This is a genomic window from Pseudomonas sp. NPDC077451, assembly GCF_044543345.1.
Classification (GTDB): Bacteria; Pseudomonadota; Gammaproteobacteria; order Pseudomonadales; family Pseudomonadaceae; genus Stutzerimonas.
In genome coordinates this window covers 1-18342 of the sequence record NZ_JBITVX010000013.1, presented here as the reverse complement: position 1 = coordinate 18342, position 18342 = coordinate 1, and the positions used below count along the sequence as shown (strand labels likewise).

15 protein-coding genes and 2 pseudogenes are annotated in these 18342 nt (G+C 61.5%); 11 read left to right on the top strand and 6 right to left on the bottom strand.

Annotation, left to right across the window (positions count from 1 at the left end):
- Positions 1-150: 150 nt before the first annotated feature.
- Positions 151-645, bottom strand: coding sequence for a methyl-accepting chemotaxis protein (locus ACIGHL_RS18025; protein WP_499176451.1), 495 nt, complete (start codon positions 643-645; stop codon positions 151-153).
- A 372-nt stretch (positions 646-1017) separates the two neighbouring features.
- A pseudogene (locus tag ACIGHL_RS18020) lies at positions 1018-2172 on the bottom strand (FIST signal transduction protein); the annotation flags it as partial.
- Positions 2173-2529: 357 nt separating this feature from the next.
- On the opposite strand from ACIGHL_RS18020, the pseudogene ACIGHL_RS18015 reads away from it, so the two are divergent.
- Positions 2530-3306 (top strand): annotated as a pseudogene (locus tag ACIGHL_RS18015) (MCP four helix bundle domain-containing protein); the annotation flags it as partial.
- Between the two features lie 69 nt (positions 3307-3375).
- Positions 3376-4164: a methyl-accepting chemotaxis protein gene (locus ACIGHL_RS18010; RefSeq protein WP_499142251.1), complete on the top strand. Its 789-nt coding sequence runs from the start codon at positions 3376-3378 to the stop codon at positions 4162-4164.
- 26 nt (positions 4165-4190) lie between these two features.
- Here ACIGHL_RS18010 and ACIGHL_RS18005 read toward each other — a convergent pair whose 3' ends face one another.
- Positions 4191-4385, bottom strand: a complete 195-nt coding sequence (locus ACIGHL_RS18005; protein WP_128119842.1) for a hypothetical protein — start codon at positions 4383-4385, stop codon at positions 4191-4193.
- Between the two features lie 278 nt (positions 4386-4663).
- Here ACIGHL_RS18005 and ACIGHL_RS18000 point away from each other — a divergent pair, with 278 nt between their 5' ends.
- The 4 genes from ACIGHL_RS18000 to ACIGHL_RS17985 all read left to right on the top strand — a co-directional run bounded on the left by ACIGHL_RS18000 (position 4664) and on the right by ACIGHL_RS17985 (position 8249).
- Positions 4664-5581: an aldo/keto reductase gene (locus ACIGHL_RS18000; RefSeq protein WP_128119841.1), complete on the top strand. Its 918-nt coding sequence runs from the start codon at positions 4664-4666 to the stop codon at positions 5579-5581.
- A gap of 34 nt (positions 5582-5615) precedes the next feature.
- Complete coding sequence (locus ACIGHL_RS17995) at positions 5616-6911, top strand: NTP/NDP exchange transporter (RefSeq protein WP_128119840.1); 1296 nt, start codon at positions 5616-5618, stop codon at positions 6909-6911.
- Positions 6912-7106: 195 nt separating this feature from the next.
- Positions 7107-7529, top strand: coding sequence for an HPF/RaiA family ribosome-associated protein (locus tag ACIGHL_RS17990; RefSeq protein WP_045423360.1), 423 nt, complete (start codon positions 7107-7109; stop codon positions 7527-7529).
- Positions 7530-7661: 132 nt separating this feature from the next.
- Positions 7662-8249, top strand: coding sequence for a histidine phosphatase family protein (locus ACIGHL_RS17985; protein WP_128119839.1), 588 nt, complete (start codon positions 7662-7664; stop codon positions 8247-8249).
- A gap of 1170 nt (positions 8250-9419) precedes the next feature.
- Here the strand turns inward: ACIGHL_RS17985 and ACIGHL_RS17980 are convergent.
- The gene (locus ACIGHL_RS17980) at positions 9420-9632 is read right to left on the bottom strand and encodes a cold-shock protein (RefSeq protein WP_128119838.1); all 213 of its coding nucleotides are present in this window, start codon (positions 9630-9632) and stop codon (positions 9420-9422) included.
- Between the two features lie 679 nt (positions 9633-10311).
- On the opposite strand from ACIGHL_RS17980, the gene ACIGHL_RS17975 reads away from it, so the two are divergent.
- A complete protein-coding gene (locus ACIGHL_RS17975; RefSeq protein ID WP_128119837.1) occupies positions 10312-11262 on the top strand; it encodes an alpha/beta fold hydrolase in 951 nt (316 codons plus the stop codon).
- A gap of 354 nt (positions 11263-11616) precedes the next feature.
- Here ACIGHL_RS17975 and ACIGHL_RS17970 read toward each other — a convergent pair whose 3' ends face one another.
- Positions 11617-12531, bottom strand: a complete 915-nt coding sequence (locus ACIGHL_RS17970; protein ID WP_128119836.1) for a LysR family transcriptional regulator — start codon at positions 12529-12531, stop codon at positions 11617-11619.
- Between the two features lie 102 nt (positions 12532-12633).
- Between ACIGHL_RS17970 and ACIGHL_RS17965 the strand changes: the two genes are divergently transcribed.
- The 4 genes from ACIGHL_RS17965 to ACIGHL_RS17950 all read left to right on the top strand — a co-directional run bounded on the left by ACIGHL_RS17965 (position 12634) and on the right by ACIGHL_RS17950 (position 17533).
- On the top strand, positions 12634-13872 hold the full coding sequence (locus ACIGHL_RS17965; protein ID WP_128119835.1) for a 3-hydroxyacyl-CoA dehydrogenase: 1239 nt from the start codon (positions 12634-12636) through the stop codon (positions 13870-13872).
- Between the two features lie 2 nt (positions 13873-13874).
- Positions 13875-15665: an acyl-CoA dehydrogenase C-terminal domain-containing protein gene (locus ACIGHL_RS17960; protein ID WP_128119834.1), complete on the top strand. Its 1791-nt coding sequence runs from the start codon at positions 13875-13877 to the stop codon at positions 15663-15665.
- 202 nt (positions 15666-15867) lie between these two features.
- On the top strand, positions 15868-17031 hold the full coding sequence (locus tag ACIGHL_RS17955) for an iron-containing alcohol dehydrogenase (RefSeq protein ID WP_128119833.1): 1164 nt from the start codon (positions 15868-15870) through the stop codon (positions 17029-17031).
- A 58-nt stretch (positions 17032-17089) separates the two neighbouring features.
- Positions 17090-17533 carry an acyl-CoA thioesterase gene (locus ACIGHL_RS17950; protein ID WP_128119832.1) on the top strand — a complete coding sequence of 148 codons (444 nt, stop codon included), beginning with the start codon at positions 17090-17092 and terminating at the stop codon, positions 17531-17533.
- A gap of 90 nt (positions 17534-17623) precedes the next feature.
- Here the strand turns inward: ACIGHL_RS17950 and ACIGHL_RS17945 are convergent, their stop codons facing one another.
- Positions 17624-18082 carry a YMGG-like glycine zipper-containing protein gene (locus ACIGHL_RS17945; RefSeq protein ID WP_128119831.1) on the bottom strand — a complete coding sequence of 153 codons (459 nt, stop codon included), beginning with the start codon at positions 18080-18082 and terminating at the stop codon, positions 17624-17626.
- Between the last annotated feature and the right edge of the window lie 260 nt (positions 18083-18342).

Genomic DNA, 18342 nt, shown 5'->3' with positions numbered 1-18342 from the left:
TGGCGCCATGCGGCGTTGCGGGGCTTGGCAAGGGAACAACCATTACCTGCGTCCCGCGCCTTGCGGAACGCCGCCCGGCCTGGCGCCATTTGACGCAGCAACGCGGCTCGCGACAAAACGTCAACAGACCCTGGCCATCGGCGAAGCGCCTCAGCGCGCGGTCAGGCCAATCAGCATGTCGGCGACGCCCTTGGTCTGGCGCGATGTGCCGGCGGTGAGGTTGCTGGAGTTTTCTAGTGCATTCAGCAGGCCGGTCAGCGAACCGACACCGGCCGACTGCGTCTCGATGTGTTGCGCCACCGCGCGAATCTCGCTGGCCAGCCGGTCGATATCGGTGCCGATCTCCTCGGCATTCTTGCCGGTGATTTCCGCCAGTTTGCGCACCTCGTCGGCGACCACCGCAAAACCCCGGCCCATTTCGCCGGCGCGCGCGGCTTCGATTGCAGCATTGAGTGCCAGCAGATTGGTTTGCCCGGCAATCTGCTGGATGGTCTGCACCACAGATTGAATGCGCTGACTGGACTGCGCCAGCTCCCGCGCGCTGCCGACCACCTCGTCAGCCTGCTTGACCATCTGCTTGACCGAGCTGCCGGCCTGTTCGATTACCGCGCCCTGTTGGTTGATGTTCAGCGTCAGGTCGTCCATGGAACCATGCAGTTCGGTGGCGCACTGGCTGACTTGATCGGAAATGGACCGGCGCTGCTCGTCGGCCTGGGACAGGACCTGGCCCAGATCAGCCAGCCCGCGAAACACCGGGCGTATGTGCTCATCCAGCCCACCGACGTCCACTGCGCTGCTGTAGTCCTGGCGCTTGAACTGCTCGATCTGCTTGACCACCACCTGGCTCAGGCCAGTGAGCTTCTTGATCTGCCGCCGCAGGAAAAACGCCTTGAACTCACCGTGATAGGCGATGAAGTTATCGGTGTATTCGTCGTGGAATTCGTCTTTGCCGTTGGTGCGGAAAAAGAATACCGCGGTCAGTGTCTGGTTCAGGTTAAGTCCGAGGATCTCGCCGAATGTGGAATAGCCCGCTACGGGGACGCCATCGAACACCGGGTCCATGCCGCCCAGGGCCTGTTCGTTATTCAACCGGCGCAGGATGCAGTCGTTGAGGATGCCCACCAGTGGCTTGCCAGGTTTATTGCGCATGAACTGCTGATAGTCGCGGCGGGTAGCCTCGGCCAACGGTGTGCGCTTGACCATGATCAGCTCTTCACCGGGCGCCACATCGCAGAACAGGTGCACGCGCTCGTTGGCGAAGTCGATCTGCGAGATCGAGCGGACAAACACTTCCTCGCCTACGCGAATGGCGAAGGAGTAGTCCGAGAGCCGCTGCTCCAGCTCCTGCGGCGCGCATTTGAGCGCCTCGCACAGCGCCTGGACCATGGTACGGATGTTGCCGCGAGTGTCGACCACCTGGCTGATGTAGCGGTCTTCCAGGGAGGCGCTGAGTACGCTCAGGCTGAGTGGGGTGGGCTCGAAGTTCTGGCTCTTGAACACGCCGAAGCGCACGTCTCGCGCGCACTTGAGGAAGACGATCAGCGCGTGGTTCTGGTAGCTGCGCTTGCCGTCATGCAATTGGGTCGTCTTGAAATCCAGCTTGCCACCGGCTGAGCCGCCGACGAACAGGCAGGGAAAGCGCCCCGACTCGTACAGCGCCTCCATGAAGAACGACTCCGAGGCGGAAAGGCCATCGAAGAAGATATTGGCCAGGGTGTCGCGGTAATCGATCTTCATCGACACCTGCAGGCGTTTGATCGTCGCCGTGAGGCGCGCGATGCGTTCAGCCATCGGCAGGCGCTGGCCCCCGCTGCGGATGTCCTCGCACTCCAGCGGCACGCGGACGATCTCGGCAGCGGCAATGATGCTGGCATCGAACAGTTGCAACACCACCCGATCCCACTGCGCGCCGGTGGCACAGTAGAGCCGCTGGCCCTCGCTGGACAGCTCGCCCGCGGTGGTACACAAGCTGATCGTTGCGTTCGGAAAGCGCTGCGATACCTGCCGAGCCACCTCATCCAGATTCACATGGGGCGAGACGAAGCCAGCAATGTAGGTCGGGTTGAAGTGCAGGGCGGCGAGCTGCTGTGAGAGCTGCTGAGCCGAGCAGAGCAGGCTCGCCGTGCCGTTGGTTTGCGTGTGGCCTGGCTTGAATCGGGAGAGCGTAAACATGGGCATTACTCGCGCTTGGTAGGACGAAGCGGAACAGCGGCCCGCTCCCGCACCGGTCGAAACGCTGATCGGCTGTTCAGGTTATCGGCTTCGACAGGGCCGCCTGCAGACCGCTCGGCGGTATCGCCGTCTGACACGTTATCGGCCGCAGGGGAAAAGATCGCCATGCAACCTTGGCATTCATCCGAAAGTACCGGTAGGTCTCGCTGGCCCGGTCCGGCCTTGCCGCGCCGTCTACCGAGCGGGTTGATCTGACTCAACGGAGCGCAGCGGTCGCTGTGCAATGGTCGACGGGTGACCTGTTGCCGCACCCATCGCGGCCGATAGCCATGGATAAGCCTGCCAAGGAGCACTGTTATGCCCCGCCTGTTCGTCGATCTCGGATTCCGCTGGAAAATCACCCTGCCCATCGCGGCGCTCGCCATCCTGCTGGTGCTAATGGGTGTCTTTGGCATACGCGGCATCGAGCGCGTCGCCGATTCCAGCGAGCGGCTCGCGTCGCGGCATCTGCCTGCCATCAGCCTGCTGCTCAATGCCGATCGCGACCTCTACCAAGCCTTCGTCGCCGAGCGCAGCCTGCTCGACAGCGATGCGGGGGATCACCTCGAGGCACTCAAGGCCAGCCACGCGGAAAATCTTCAGCAGGCCTACGACCGGGTGCAGAAATACGCGGCCATGCAGCCGGGGCCTGAGGCCATGGCGCTGGTCGAGCAATTCAACCGCGGGTTCGCCCAATGGTCGGCGGTGTCGCAGCGGGTCATCGAGCAGATCGACCTCGACCCGCAGGCGGCCAGCACGTTGAGCTTCGGCGACAGCGAGGCCCGCTTCGACAGCATGCGTGACGCCATCGACCAGCTCGGCAACCTGGAGGATGAAGCTGCCTACGCGATCGGCGCGGCGGCGATCGCCGAGGGTGCGAGCACCGAGGCGCAACAGGGCACGCTGCTGGTGATCGGTTTGCTGGGCTGCGTGCTGCTGGTGCTCGGCCTGCCGTTGGTGGTGCTCAAGCCGCTGCGCCGGCTGCTCGATCGCGTTCAGCAGATCGCCGAGGGCGACGGCGATCTGCGCGCCCGCCTGGACGTTCGCTCGGCTGACGAGCTGGGCCAGCTCGGTAATGCGTTCAATCGCTTTCTCGACAAGCTGCAACCACTGATCGCCGAAGTCGGTCGGGTGACTGCAGAAGTCGATACGGCTGCACGTGACATGGCGCGGATGGCAGCGACCAATGATCAATTGATCAACAGCGAGCACGCCGCCGTGGACCAGGTCAGCACAGCTGCCACGGAAATGAGCGCTGCGGTGCACGAGGTCGCGCTGAATGCACAGAACGCCTCGGATGCGGCACGCGACGCGCAACAACAATCAAGCCAGGGCGCTGCCGTGGTCAGCAGTACCGTCCAGTCGATCCGTCAGCTGGCTCAGGATGTGGAAAGCACCTCGAAAACCATTGAGGCACTGGCTGAAGAGACCGCCAGCATCGGTGCGGTGCTTGAAGTGATTCGCGGTATTGCCGAGCAGACCAACCTGCTGGCGCTGAATGCCGCCATCGAGGCCGCCCGTGCCGGCGAGCAGGGTCGTGGTTTCGCCGTGGTGGCGGACGAGGTGCGAGCGTTGGCGGGCCGTACTCAGGATTCAACCAAGGATATCCAGGCACGTATCGAGCGCCTGCAAAGTGGTGTCAGCAAGGCAGTGCAAGCCATGCAAATCGGCAGTGATAAGGCACGTGACAGTGTCGAGCGGGCATCGGGCGTCGATCAGGTGCTGGCGGATACGACGCAGTCGGTTCAGCGCATCAATGACATGGCGGCGCAGATTGCCACGGCCTGTGAGGAGCAGAGCAGCGTCACCGAGGAGATTGCCCGCAACATCAGCGATATCCGAGATCTATCCGATGATGCGGCCGCTAATTCATCGAAAAGCATGCAGGCCAGTCAGCAATTGTCGGGGCTGTCTCAGAGTCTGGCTGCTCTGGTGGGACGTTTCCAGGTCTGACCGCTCCCGTGGTTCGTGGCGATCGGCTAGCCGGGACCGCGTGCGCCCCAGAGCAGCTTGCCCAGCCCGGCGTCGTCCGGTAACAGCAACAGACTGAGCAGAAACACCAGCAGCAGCCCCAGGGCATAGGCCAGGCTGATCAGGCGCTGTCTTCTGCGGCGCTGTTTCAATGGCGCTGCGCTGGTCGGTTGCCCGCTGAGGCGTGAAGGGGTTGGGTGCATCGTTCTCTCGATAGGAAGCAAGCCGCAGCTTATGGGTCGAGCTGAGCCGATGCTTGCCAGTTTGGCGCGGCGAAGTAGAACTTAAATGAAAGCATAATGCCACTACTGTGCGGCCGAGCCGATGGGCTGCCTGTCCTTGAAAGCTGCGCATCTTGGGCGGTCTGCTCTCACTGCGCTGTCACATACAGAAAAGCTCTGGTCATCGGATCTACCGGTGCGTCGTGCGGCGTCGACCATACTCAAACGTCGCCGCCACCGCCCGACCCGGAGACCTACTCATGCAGACTCGCCGTCAGCTGCTCCATCGTTCCGCCCTGTTAGCCACTGTTGCCACCCTCGGGCCGCTGTTGCCCTTGCTGGGAAGAGCCGCTGAATCGTTGCGAGTGCGGCCGATCCCTGCCTCCGGCGAATTGCTTCCGGTGATCGGGCTGGGCACCTCGCGTACGCATGACATCCGCGTCGACGGTCCTGACATGCAGGCCTTGCTGGATGTGCTGCGAGTCTTCGTCGAAGGTGGCGCAAAGGTGATCGATACCGCGCCGAGCTACGGCAATGCCGATCGCGTGGTGGGCGAGCTGATCCAGCGTCGTGACGTGCGTGGTCAGGTTTTCCTCGCGACCAAGGTCTCCGCCACTGGCCGTGAGCGTGGTCTGGCACAGATCGAGAAGAGTTTCGAGACGCTGCAGACCGACATGATCGACCTGATTCAAGTGCACAACCTGCAGGACACGCGCACCCAACTGGGCCTGTTGCGCGAGCTCAAGGAACAGGGGCGCATCCGTTATATCGGCGTGACGCACTATGTCGAATCCGCCCATGATCGGTTGCTCGAGGTGCTCAAGCAGGAGCCGGTCGACTTCGTTCAGTTCAACTATTCGGTCAGCGAGCGCAACGCCGAAAAGCGATTGCTGCCGTATTGCGCTGATAACGGCATTGCCACGCTAATCAACCGGCCTTTTACCCGCGGCAACCTGCTCTCGCGGGTCAAGGGCAAGCCACTGCCGATCTGGGCGTCGGATGTCGATGCCACTTCCTGGGCACAGCTGTTGCTCAAGTTCATTCTCGCTGAGCCGGCGGTGACCACGGTGATTCCCGCCACCTCCAATCCGCGTTACATGGCCGACAACATCCTGGCCGGGCAGGACCGTTTGCCGGACGCCCGCCAGCGAGAAATGATCGTCGAAGCCTTTCAATGAGGAGGGTTGGAGAGGCTTCAGCGGAGGCTGATTAATGAAGTCGCTCGCTGCGCGCGCAGCAGTTACGATCGATGCCCGTCCCGGTGAGCTGAGTGCGGCACTGGCTGGGTTCGGCCTTTTCTTCTGCCTGTTCTCCGGCTACTTCATGCTGCGACCGATTCGTGAGTCCATGGGGATTCAGGGGGGCGTCGACAACCTGCAATGGCTGTTCACCGCGACTTTTTTTTCCATGCTGTTGGCCGTTCCGCTGTTCGCCTGGCTCAACTCGCGGGTGGCGCGCATCCATTACATCGACTGGGTGTACGGCTTCTTCTGCAGCAACCTGTTGCTGTTCGCCACGCTGTTCTTCCTGCTCGACGACAGCGTCTGGCTGGCACGGGTGTTCTATGTGTGGATCTCGGTCTACAACCTGTTTGTGGTGTCGGTGGCCTGGAGCTTGATGGCCGATGTTTTTGACGCGCCTCAGGCGCGCCGGCTGTTCGCCTTCATCGCCGCTGGTGCCAGTGTCGGCGGGCTGGTCGGGCCTGCCATGAGCGCCCTGCTGGTGGGCGTGCTTGGCCAGTTTGGGCTGATGCTGTTGGCCGCGCTGTTGCTGGCGGCTGCGGTGGCGGTCAAGCATTACCTGATGGATTGGCGCGAGGTGTTGGGCGCGGGCAGGCCCGGCGCGGAGCATGCCGAGAGTCCAAAGCGGCCGGTGGCGGGCAATCCGTTCAGTGGCCTGACAAGGGTGCTCGGTTCGGGCTACCTGCTGGGCATTGCAGCTTTCGTGCTGCTGCTGACCACCGCCAGTACGTTCCTCTATTTCGAGCAGGCGCGGTTGGTAGCCGAGCTGTTTCCCGACCGCGCCGAGCAGGTGCGAGTCTTCGGCGCAATCGACTTCGTGGTGCAGGCTGGCGCGTTGCTGTCGCAGCTGTTCATTACCGGGCGCATCGCCCAGCGACTAGGGGTCAGAGTGCTACTCACTGCGGTACCGGCGCTGGTCTGCCTGGGTTTCATCGGACTGGCGCTAGCGCCGAGCTTTGCTGTGCTGGCGGCGGTGATGATCGTGCGTCGCGTCGGCGAATATGCCTTTGTCCGCCCGGGTCGGGAGATGCTTTTCGCACCGCTGGATGCCGAGAGCAAATACAAAGCGAAGAATTTCATCGATACGGTGGTTTATCGCGGTGGTGATGCTCTGAGCGGTTGGGCCAAAGCCCTTCTCGACAGCCTCGGCCACGGTGTCTGGCTGGTTGCCCTGGTCGGCGCGGTGGGTGCGGCGGTCTGGGGCGCGGTGGGTTGGCGGCTCGGTGCGCAGGCCGATCAGGCGAGTAGGCGAACCGGGGGCGAATGACATCAGTTGAAGAGGCGTAGCGGCTGATGATCATGGGCGCGAGACGACGCCTGTGCCCGGCGCGCGGCTTCACTGACCTGCGTCAGGCGAGGCCAATCAACGTCTGGCGACAATTCATACAGACGAAGCCGCTGAACCTCGGCGGTACAGACGCCTCGAACCCTAGTAGGTACGTCATCAATCAGGAGTAGTCGTATGCATGTCCAAGTCAACAGCCACCACATCCCCGGCAGCGTCGAGCTGCATGAATGGGTCGGTTCGACCGTAGAGGAGCGGCTGGAGCGCTTCGACGATTTCCTCACTCGCATCGAAGTGCACGTCAGCGACGAGAATGCACAAAAGGCTGGCGCTGATGACAAGCGCTGCCAGATAGAAGCGCGCCCTAAGGGCCATCAGGCCGTGTCGGTCACCCACAAAGCCGAGTCGTTGCAGCTTGCGGTCGATGGCGCTGTAGAGAAGATGCGTCATGCGCTTGAACACCTGATGGGCAAACTGGATACCAAGGTGCTCTCAGGTGGTGAGATCAATGATCCGTTGCTGGATGAGCAGCCGCAGGCGGTAAAGGATGCGATGCTCGAAGAAGATTTCCTGGAAAAACAGGAAGCCCTCGATAAGTAAGGCGTTCGGCCCTGGTCTTCTGCCAGGGCCTTCCCACCCGTAACCGCATCGGTCCCGTTATCTTTTGAACAGCCCGGAACCGGCTTTGCCGTTACGTTTCGAATAGGTATCGTCCCGTCTGGTAGCCCCGTCATGCAGATCATCCTGGTGCGTCACGGGCGGCCTGACCACAGTGCCGACCCGTGGAGCACGCCGGCCGGCATGAAGGATTGGGTCGAGCGTTACAACGCCGCCAGTGTCGTCGCTGGTGAGCGGCCCGAGTCCCTGCTGCGACTCGCCGATGCGGCCGGCACCGTGGTTTGCAGCTCGCTGATGCGCTGCGTGGAGTCTCGCGAGCACCTGAACTGCCAATGCCTGCACCAGCCCGACCCGTTGTTCGCCGAGGCGCACCTGCCTTATCCCGACTGGGCGTATCCGTTAATGCCTTCGCGTGTCTGGCGCATCACTTTTCGGACAGCCTGGTTTCTCGGTTTCGCGCGTCACACCGAACCGGTCAGCGAATCAAAGCGACGGGCCAGTGCGGCTGCAGACAAGCTCATCGAACTGGCAGAAACCCATGGCAGCGTGTTGTTGATGGGGCACAAGATCATGAATGCGCTAATCGCCACGCAGCTGCGACGCCGCGGTTGGCACGGACCGCCGCTACCACTGCTGTCGGGTTACTGGCATCCGAGTCGATACCGCAAGTCGGCCTCGAGTTGCGAAACCGAAAGCCGATAGGAGTAATACTGGCAAAACGTAGGGCTATAGGGCGGTTCTCGAAGCGCCCTTTGCTTACAGGCAGACCACAGCTAAATCAGCGTGCTGGGCGATGCGTAACGTTGCTAGATACCTTCTAGTTAGCGATTTTTCGCTGTATTAACGGCGACAATTAGCACAGTTGTCGGATCTGACCGGGCTGCTCCGCAATGGCTTCGGTGTCCGATCGGTGATGCATCAATAGCGAAAGGCTTACAACAACCTGCGCAGATCGCCGCTTCAGCTTTGGGGCTGAAGTAATTAATCTATGCCCACTCTGAAGCGCAGGATGCGCTCAGGATCAGGACGATCGACCATGGCCAGGAAGGCGCTCGAACGGATTCGGAAAGGTCAGAAAAAACCCGCTTCGGCGGGTTTTTGCTTTTCTGCACCCCGCCCAAGGGCGCCGGCTCGCTCGATCGCAGGGCGGTTTCGATGGAGCAAGCGGCAAGCCCTATCGCGTAGCTCGTATCCGACCGATACGCAGCATGCAGTGAGGCCACGCGAGCTGGTCAATGCTACGGCCAATAGGCTGTGTCGGGCATGCATTCGAGTCCTGCCTATCGGTCCGGTGCTCGATATGAGCGAGCACTGATGCCATGCACAGGCTCCGGCGCGACAATCCTTAGGCTGACCTGCGCGCCGTTCGCGCTAAACGACTCGCTTGGCGCGCGATCCGCCCGGTCGTCGAACGCGCCTACAGCGCAACGGTAGGGGTGGCGTGGGTTTCGACGAATCTGAAGGCCCTTTTTAGCGTGCGGCTCTGGTCATGTCTCAAGCTGATCTAGGGTCACGGCTTACATCCGGCGCAGGGGTATCGCTATTCAGGGACTGCTTCGTCCCCGGTTATTCTGGCCTCACTCTGAAGCGCAGGACGCGCTCAGGATCAGGATGATCGGCCCCCGCCCTGGATGGCGCTCGCAAGGACTCGGACAGGCCAGAAAAAACCCGCTTCGGCGGGTTTTTGATTTTTCAGCGCGGAGCTTTCGCCGTCCCGCCCCGTCCCGATGACCGATTGCCTCATGGTTTGTCTGCCAGGAGATGACAATGCGTGATCGAACCAATACCGGGTCGACTAGTTTCTATGCGTGAATTAAATAATTCGGACGTAAAAAAGCCCCGCCGAAGCGAGGCTTTTTCTAATCAGGCGTCTTAAGAGACTTGAACCTGATCGGCCTGCATTCCTTTCTGACCTTTAGTGGCCATGAAAGAAACCGCTTGGCCTTCGCTCAGGCTTTTGAAGCCTGCGCTTTCGATCGAACGATAATGAACGAACAGGTCTTCGCTGCCGTCGGTCGGCGTAATGAAGCCGAAACCTTTTTCATCGTTGAACCATTTTACAGTGCCGCTTTGACGAGTAGACATGAGTATCTCCCAGGTGTTTTAAGGCTACAGCGCTGAACCGTTCGGCGCCGAGACTGAGAAGCGAGAAGCAAAACGAACCGAGGAGATGAAACAGTAACATCAAGCCGGGTGTCGAAGTGTTAATTGCGAAGCAGTGACGACCAATATACGCAGATAAAAATATAAGTACAGCTTTTGTTTATTTGCATTGATATCTGGCGTTTTAACTGAAGTGATTATTCAAGTCCTTAATTCGTTTAGCGGCGCTTATGAACTCAATAATTTACTTGCTCAATACGTTCAATAATTAATCAATCTCCGATTATTGTGGAGCGGATATGCCCGTATTCCACCATCCGTTTTCAGTGCAACGGTCAGCCGATACGGACGCCTGAAGTGCTGGCCACAACGCTGCTTTTAGCTGCGTAATGCTCCGCTTGATCTTCAGTGATGATGTTCACACGCAGAGCACTGCGTAGCTGGGACAGACCATATCTTCGTGGGTGATCAACCATCTCGCGTCTCAGATCCTCGGTTACGGCAATCCGCGCTTTCCTAGCTCGATCGTGACTCGATTAGACGATCTGCATCATTTCAGAGAGTTTATGAATCCATACGGCTTTCTCTGATGGGCAAGATAGCTCCATCGGCCGGCACACACCGCCGACCGTAAAGCCATCTACCCATCGAGGAAACGACCATGAGCACACTGAATCGCGCACTGGCTCTCGCCGCACTTACCCTGGTCACAGCTGTTGCAGCTGAAGCGTCCCAAGTCGCTGGCGGCACCACCGCAGCGGTCCTTGGCAGCGAGCGCTCTGAAAGCTACGTCACGACCAAAGATGGTGTCAGCCTTTACTACAAGGATTGGGGGCCACGCGATGGCCAGGTGGTCACGTTCAGCCACGGCTGGCCGCTGAACTCGGATAGCTGGGAGTCTCAGATGATGTTCCTGGCATCGAAAGGCTATCGCGTCGTTGCTCATGACCGCCGTGGGCATGGCCGCTCCAGCCAGCCATGGGAAGGTAACGACATGGATCACTACGCCGATGACCTTGCGGCTGTCCTCGAAGCGCTGGACCTGAAGGACGCCACGCTGGTCGGCTTCTCGACCGGTGGCGGTGAGGTGGCACGCTATATTGGTCGCCACGGCACGGATCGGGTGAAGAAAGCAGTGCTGGTCGCCTCGGTGCCGCCGCTGATGCTCAAGACCGAGAGCAACCCCAATGGCGTCCCGCTGGAAGTGTTCGACGGGCTGCGCCAGGCTTCGCTGGACAACCGTTCGCAGCTGTATTTGGATATCGCATCCGGCCCCTTCTTTGGCTATAACCGGCCAGGTGCAACGCCATCACAGGGGCTGATCCAGTCCTTCTGGGTGCAGGGCATGCAGGCGGGCCACAAGAACACCTACGATTCGATCGCGGCGTTCTCGGCCACTGATTTCCGGGAGGACTTGAAAAAGTTCGATGTGCCCACGCTGGTGATTCATGGTGATGACGATCAGATCGTGCCGATTGATACTTCTGCCCGTGCCTCGGCGGCTATCGTCAAGGGTGCTGAACTCATCGTGTATCCAGGGGCGCCCCACGGCCTGGCAGATACGCACAAGGACCGCCTGAACCAGGATTTGCTGGATTTCCTCAAGAAGTGATGAGCCGGCGATCAGCCCCGGCAAGCGGGGCCGATCGCCGTGGCGGTATTCCGTTGGCACTTGCTACCGCCATCGGGGGCACAGCCGCAGCGAGACAGCGGAACAATGCGTTTGTTTCAGCTATAGCGAAAGGCTTACAAGGATCCCAGCCATTCGCTCTTTTGCCGTCGCCATGAGATCACTAATCTATGCCCATCTCTGAAGCGCAGGACGCGCTCAGGATCAAGGAGGATCGACCATCGCCAGGAGGGCACCCGGAAGGATTCGGAATGGTCAGGAAAAACCCGCTTCGGCGGGTTTTTTGTTTTGCGCTGGAAAAGTACGGGCTGCACCCAGCGCGTCCGCGCTATCGGACTATCGCTCACCTGTGCGGTTTCTGCCCACCGCCGCTATCTGTTCGATCAGCCACTGCAGCGCCGCGTCCCGCTCGCGCTGGGCAACGCTGACGATGTCCAGCTGGAAGGTGCCGAGATCGAAGGGCAGATCGAACAGTTGCAAGGGCAGCAGCCCTGCGAAATGCCGGGCGAGCTCGGTCGGTAGCACAGCGGCGAGGTCGCTGCTGGCAACGATATGCGCCGCCTGCAGGTAGTTGGGCGTGGTGTAGACGACCTCCCGCTCAAGATCGTGATCTGTCAACCACTGATCCACCATGCCGCGGGTCTGCCCACCATGAACCCATAGATGGCGCAGCCGCAGGAACGCCGGCAGATCAAGTTCACCGTCGATCAGTGGATGGTGTTGGCGTAGCGCGACCTGCAGCGTTTCGCTGGCCCAGCGGCGGCTGTGGAAGCGGGTCGGGACATCGAGGAACCGTCCGACTGACAGATCGATCTCCCCGTTATCCAGCGCTTCGGCGGGCAGGGAGGGCGTCAGGTGCTGGATAGCCAGCTGGATGCCCGGCGCCACATTCGCCAGATGCGCCATCAGCGCGGGCATGCAGATCAGTTCTACGTAGTCCGTCACGGCGATGACGAAGCGCTGTCGACTGGTGGCCGGATCGAAAAAATCACCGGCGTTGAGCGTGTGTTCAATCTGCTGCAAGGCATCGCGAATGGGCGCTTCCAGGCTCAGTGCTCGAGGGGTGGGCTGCATGGCCCGGCCCACACGCACCAGCAGTGGATCATCGAGCAATTCACGCAGGCGACTGAGCGCATTGCTGACCGCCGGTTGGCTGAGCGACAGTCGCTCGGCGGCACGGGAAACGTTGCGCTCACGCAGCAGGGCGTCTAGCACGCGGAGGAGATTGAGATCGAAGTTGTAGATATTCATCTGATGAATCTGAAACATCACAAGACTAAATTTCAAAAATAGTAGCGTCTTCGTCTATGGTTGGTCTCCAGTTTTTTCTGCCTTGCGACGAGGACTGCTGCAATGAGCCAAACCCGCTTCGATATCCAGACCGCTGCCGTGATCGGCGCGGGCACCATGGGCCGCGGTATCGTCATGAGCCTGGCCAACGCCGGGGTGCAGGTGCTGTGGTTGGACAACAATCCCGAGATGCTCGAGCAGGCGCTGGGCGCGGTGGCTGACACCTACGCGCACAATGTGCGTCAGGGCCGTATCGATGAGGCCGAGGCGCAGGCGCGTCGCGGACGTATCGCCAAGGCAGCGAATTACCAGGCGCTGGCTGATGTGGATCTGGTGATCGAGGCGGTCTACGAAAACCTCGAGCTGAAGCAGAAGATCTTTCGCGAGCTGGACGGCATCGTGAAGCCGACCGGCATCCTTGCCAGCAACACCTCGGCGCTGGATATCGACGCCATCGCCGCAGTCACAGGTCGCCCCGAGCAGGTCGTGGGCCTGCACTTCTTCAGCCCGGCGCACATCATGAAGCTGCTGGAGATCGTCCGCGGCGCGAAGACTTCCAACGCGGTGCTCGAAGCATCCACTGCGCTCGGCAAGCGCATGGGCAAGGTCAGCGTAATCGCCGGCAACTGCCCGGGCTTCATCGGCAATCGGATGCTCGCCACCTATGTGCGCGAGGCGCGGATGATGCTGCTCGAAGGTGTCTACCCGCATCAGGTGGACGCCGCGCTGCAGGGCTTCGGTTTCGCCATGGGGCCGTTCCGCATGTACGACGTGGTCGGCATCGACCTAGAGTGGCGTGCGCGTCAGCTGTCCGGCAAGGGCCAGGATGAGCCTGAGGTGCAGGTCGACAATCGCCTCTGTGAATTGGGCCGCTTTGGGCAGAAATCCCGCATGGGCTACTACCGTTACGCCGAGGGCAGTCGCCAGGCCGAGCACGATCCTGAGGTCGACGCGCTGGTGCAGCGTGAGTCCGAGCGGCTCGGCTATGAGCGTCGCGAGATTGGCAGTGAGGAAATCCTCGAGCGCTGCCTGCTGGCGCTGGTCAACGAAGGCGCCAAGATCCTCGAGGAAGGCATGGCCGAGTCCAGCGCCGATATCGACACCGTCTATCTCTACGGCTACGGCTTCCCCGCCGAAGTCGGCGGGCCGATGACCTGGGCCGATCGTCAGGGCCTGCCGGCCGTTCGTGATCGCCTGAATGCCCTGGCCGAGCAGCACGGCGAGCACTGGCAGCCTGCCGAACTGATCGACAGCCTGGCCACACTCGGCGGCAGCTTCGTCGACTACAAGAAGGAGGCTTGAGCGTGGAATACAAGGCCCCCCTGCGTGACATGCGCTTCGTGTTGCACGAACTGTTCGATGCCACCGGCCATTGCGAATTGCTTGGCAACGGCCTGGACCGCGAGCTGATCGACGGCGTGCTGGAAGAAGCGGCGCGCTACACCGGCGGCGAGATCGCGCCGCTCAATCGCAACAGCGACGAAGAGGGCGTGACCCTGGAAAACGGTGAGGTCCGCACGCCGCAGGGTTTCGTCGAGGCCTACAAACAGTACGTCGACAACGGCTGGGCGAGCATGACCGGGCCGACCGAGTATGGTGGTCAGGGCTTTCCGCAATTGGTGGCCTGCAATTTCCACGAGATGCTGATGGGCGCGTCCCTGTCCTTCCGCATCTACTCGGGCCTCACCGAGGGCGCGGTGCTGGCGCTGTACAAGCACGGCAACGACGAGCTGAAAAATGCCTATCTGGAAAAGCTGGTCAGCGGCACCTGGAGCGGCACCATGTGCCTGACCGAGCCGCAGGCGGGCACCGACCTCGCCCTGCTGCGCACCCGGGCCGAACCCCAAGCGGACGGTAGCTACAAGGTCAGCGGCAGCAAGATCTTCATTTCCGGCGGCGAGCACGACATGAGCGACAACATCGTGCATCTGGTGCTGGCGCGCCTGCCGGATGCGCCGGGCGGTGTGAAAGGCATCAGCCTGCTGCTGGTGCCCAAGTTCATCGCCAATGCCGATGGCACGCCGGGCGAGCGCAACGCGCTGTCATGCGGTGCCGTCGAGCACAAGATGGGTATCAAGGGCGCGGCCACCTGCGTGATGAACTTCGATGGCGCTACCGGCTGGATCGTCGGCGAACCCAACCAGGGCCTGGCCTGCATGTTCACCATGATGAACGACGCGCGTTTCCAGGTCGGGCTGCAGGGGCTGGGCATTGCCGAACAGGCGTATCAGGGCTCGCTTGCCTATGCCCGCGAACGCTTGCAGTCGCGCGGGCTAGCGGGCGCTCAGCATCCGGACAAGGTGGCTGACCCGATCATCGTCCATCCAGACGTGCGGCGGATGCTGCTGACGCAGAAAACGCTGGTTGAAGGGAGCCGTATGCTGGCGGCCTACTGCGCCCAGCAACTGGACCTCGAGCACGGACATCCCGAGCCGAGCTATCGCAAGGCGGCGAGCAAGCGCGCAGCGCTGCTGATACCCATCGTCAAGGCGTTCTTCACCGATATGGGCCAGGAAGTCGCCAGCCTCGGCGTGCAGGTCTACGGTGGTCACGGCTATATCCGCGAGTGGGGCATGGAGCAGTTGATGCGTGACAGCCGCATCACCCAGCTCTACGAAGGGACCAATGGTATCCAGGCGCTGGACTACATCCGTCGCAAGCTGCTCGGTGATGGTGGCGCGGAACTCTCGGCGCTGCAGGCGGAGTTTAGCGAGCTCTGCGACCGCCAGATCGACCGACCGGCGCTGCACGAGATGGCAAGCAAGGTACAGGCGCGTATCGGCGAATGGCGTGATCTGAGTGCTGAGATCATCGCCGCGGCCGGCCGCGATCCGCAGGAAATCGGCGCGGTGTCGGTGGATTTCCTGCAGTACTCGGCTTATGTGTTGTTGGCCGGGCTGTGGCTCAAGGCCGCGGCGCGCGCGCAGGATGCGTTGGAGCAGGGGACCGGTGAAGAGGCGTTCTATCAGGCCAAGCTGGCAAGTGCGGATTTCTACCTGCGCCGTGTACTGCCGCGCGCGAGTGCGCATCGGGAAGCGATTCAGGGTGGGGCCGAATGTTTGATGGCGCTGCCAGAGACGGATTTTGCGTTTTGAGTGAGGTTGGGTGGGCGAGCGCGACAGCCCCATCACCCCAACCCTCTCCCCAAAGGGGCGAGGGGGTTGACCGAGTGAGGGCCAAGCCGCGCGGTTGGGCAACAACACGGAAATACCCCCTCTCCCCCTGGGAGAGGGCTGGGGTGAGGGCGCTTTTCGATAGGCCGTCACCGACGCCGAATCAAAACAATCAGGAGGCAGCATGCATCCGTTCAGCTTTGCCACAACTGCGCAATTGATCTGTGAGCCCGGCTCTTCTCGCCGGTTGGCCAGCCTCTGCAAGGAGCGCGGGGCGCGTTCCGTATTGGTCGTCACCGATCCGGGCATTACCCGTTTCGGATTGCTCAATGAGGTCTTGCCTGGCTTCGAAAGCGAAGGCTTGGCAGTTGCGATCTACGATCAGGTAATCGCCGACCCGCCTGAACACATCGTCATGACGGCGGTGGAGCAGGCCCGGGCAGTGGGAGCCGATCTCATCATCGGCTTCGGCGGCGGCAGCTCCATGGACGTCGCCAAGCTGGTGGCGTTGCTGGCGCATCCGGCCTGTGCCCAATCACTGCAGGACATCTACGGCGTCGGCAACGCCAAGGGCCGTCGTCTGCCGCTGATCCAAGTGCCGACAACGGCGGGCACCGGATCGGAAGTCACGCAGATCGCCATCATCACCACTGGCGAAACCACCAAAATGGGTGTGGTATCGACTCTGCTGCTGCCCGATCTGGCGCTGCTCGATGCCGATCTCACCCTCGGTTTACCGCCTGCAGTCACCGCAGCCACCGGCATCGACGCCATGGTGCACGCCATTGAGGCCTATACCAGTGCATTGAAAAAGAACCCGATGTCGGACCTGCTGGCCCGTGAGGCGCTGCGTCTGCTGGCGGCAAACCTCGACGAGGCCGTGCACAACGGCAGCAACCGCGAGGCGCGCCAGGCCATGCTGCTTGGCGCCTGCCTGGCGGGCCAGGCGTTCGCCAATGCGCCGGTGGCAGCAGTGCATGCCTTGGCCTATCCACTGGGTGGCAACTTCCATATTCCGCACGGGCTGTCGAACGCGCTGGTACTGCCGCAGGTGCTGCGCTTCAACGTCAGCGCGGCGACGACCCATTACGGCGAGCTGGCGCCGATCATCCTCGGCGACCGGCTGCGCAAGGATGATCCGTCCACCTACGCTGAACAGCTGATCAATGAGTTCGAGCAGATGAGCGCCCGCGTCGGCCTGCCGACTCGTCTACGCGATGCCGGTGTGCCCGAGGACATGCTCCCTCAACTGGCCAAGGAGGCGATGCTGCAGCAGCGGCTACTGGTCAACAACCCGCGCGAAGTGACCGAGGCTGACGCGCTGGCGATCTACCGCGCGGCTTACTAAGCCAAGCGTTGCGTCGCGTTCGTGCGGCGCAGCGCTCTGCCAAACCAAGGATTTTCCAATGGCTGAACAACCGCAGCACCTGCGCGCCGACTACCGCCACTTCCAGCCCATCACCACGCGCTGGCATGACAACGATATTTACGGCCACGTGAACAACGTCGTCTATTACAGCTATTTCGATAGCGCGGTGAACGCCTACCTGATCGAACGTGGTGGCTTGGATATTCATGAAGGTGAGGTGGTGGGCTTTGTGGTCAGTTCGTCCTGCGACTACTTCGCCTCGATCGCCTTTCCGGATTTGCTGGACGTAGGGTTGCGTGTCGGCAAGCTCGGCAACAGTTCGGTGAAGTACGAGCTGGCGATCTTCAAGGCAGGCGAGGCGCAGGCCTGTGCGGCGGGGCGCTTCGTGCACGTGTTCGTGGACCGCGCCAGCAACCGACCGACCCCGATTCCGAGTGGTTTGCGTCAGGCACTGGAAGCGCTGGTGGTCGTGGCTGAATGACTCCGGCCCGCCAGGCATTCCGGATATCTCCGTAGGGCCGAGCTGTGGCGGTCAGCAGATCTGACCCGCTCGGCGATACGGAGCGGCTACTTAGTCGTGATGTTTGTGTTTGTGTTTCCAGTGACCCTTGGCCTTGCCAGGGTGGCCGTGATAACGGCGCTCGTCCCGGTAGCGGCGGTCTCGATAGTCGTCATCGTCGCCGTAGGCGTTGCCGATAGCTCCACCTGCGCCACCACCCACGGCTGCGCCAATCAGGCCACCGGTACTGCCACCGACACGCTGACCGATGACGTTGCCGCCCGCTGCGCCCAGGCCACCGCCGATGGCCGCTTCGGTACGGCTGCGCTTGTCGGCGCCGACCATGCCGCCCGCGGCGCCACCGACACCCGCACCTATCGTGGCGCCCGTCGAACCGCCGAGGTGCTCACCGACGACCGAGCCGAGCGCACCACCCAGTGCGCCGCCGACAGCGGCTTCGGTGTTGCTCGCCATGGCAGAACCGCCGCTAGCCAGGCCGAGGGAGAGGAGGAGCAACTGCAGAGACTTCATAGACACCTCGAGGACAGAACCGCCTTACGGCGAGAATTGCGCCATAGACTGAAAGAGCCACTGTAGGTTCCCGCTTCGCTTGTTCCGTCCGCCAAGAATTGGGAAGCGGCTCACGATTTCTCCACGACTTCTAAACGACTCAGAGCAGGCTTTCGCTGCTCCATTGTAACCGTCCGCCGAACCCATCTCCCCGCTTCTTCCAGATAGCGGCATGGTGTGCACCTATTTTTGGTGGACACCATTTCAAGCCACTTTCTGGA

Bases quoted from the DNA above. Each gene is read 5' to 3' on its own strand.
- ACIGHL_RS17950 (WP_128119832.1), top strand. From the start codon at position 17,090: ATGGCTGAACAACCGCAGCACCTGCGCGCCGACTACCGCCACTTCCAG.
- ACIGHL_RS18010 (WP_499142251.1), top strand. From the start codon at position 3,376: ATGGCGCGGATGGCAGCGACCAATGATCAATTGATCAACAGCGAGCAC.
- ACIGHL_RS17965 (WP_128119835.1), top strand. From the start codon at position 12,634: ATGAGCCAAACCCGCTTCGATATCCAGACCGCTGCCGTGATCGGCGCG.
- ACIGHL_RS18005 (WP_128119842.1), bottom strand. From the start codon at position 4,385: ATGCACCCAACCCCTTCACGCCTCAGCGGGCAACCGACCAGCGCAGCG.
- ACIGHL_RS18000 (WP_128119841.1), top strand. From the start codon at position 4,664: ATGCAGACTCGCCGTCAGCTGCTCCATCGTTCCGCCCTGTTAGCCACT.
- ACIGHL_RS17980 (WP_128119838.1), bottom strand. From the start codon at position 9,632: ATGTCTACTCGTCAAAGCGGCACTGTAAAATGGTTCAACGATGAAAAA.
- ACIGHL_RS17945 (WP_128119831.1), bottom strand. From the start codon at position 18,082: ATGAAGTCTCTGCAGTTGCTCCTCCTCTCCCTCGGCCTGGCTAGCGGC.
- ACIGHL_RS17955 (WP_128119833.1), top strand. From the start codon at position 15,868: ATGCATCCGTTCAGCTTTGCCACAACTGCGCAATTGATCTGTGAGCCC.
- ACIGHL_RS17995 (WP_128119840.1), top strand. From the start codon at position 5,616: ATGAAGTCGCTCGCTGCGCGCGCAGCAGTTACGATCGATGCCCGTCCC.
- ACIGHL_RS18025 (WP_499176451.1), bottom strand. From the start codon at position 645: ATGGACGACCTGACGCTGAACATCAACCAACAGGGCGCGGTAATCGAA.
- ACIGHL_RS17990 (WP_045423360.1), top strand. From the start codon at position 7,107: ATGCATGTCCAAGTCAACAGCCACCACATCCCCGGCAGCGTCGAGCTG.
- ACIGHL_RS17970 (WP_128119836.1), bottom strand. From the start codon at position 12,531: ATGAATATCTACAACTTCGATCTCAATCTCCTCCGCGTGCTAGACGCC.
- ACIGHL_RS17985 (WP_128119839.1), top strand. From the start codon at position 7,662: ATGCAGATCATCCTGGTGCGTCACGGGCGGCCTGACCACAGTGCCGAC.
- ACIGHL_RS17975 (WP_128119837.1), top strand. From the start codon at position 10,312: ATGAGCACACTGAATCGCGCACTGGCTCTCGCCGCACTTACCCTGGTC.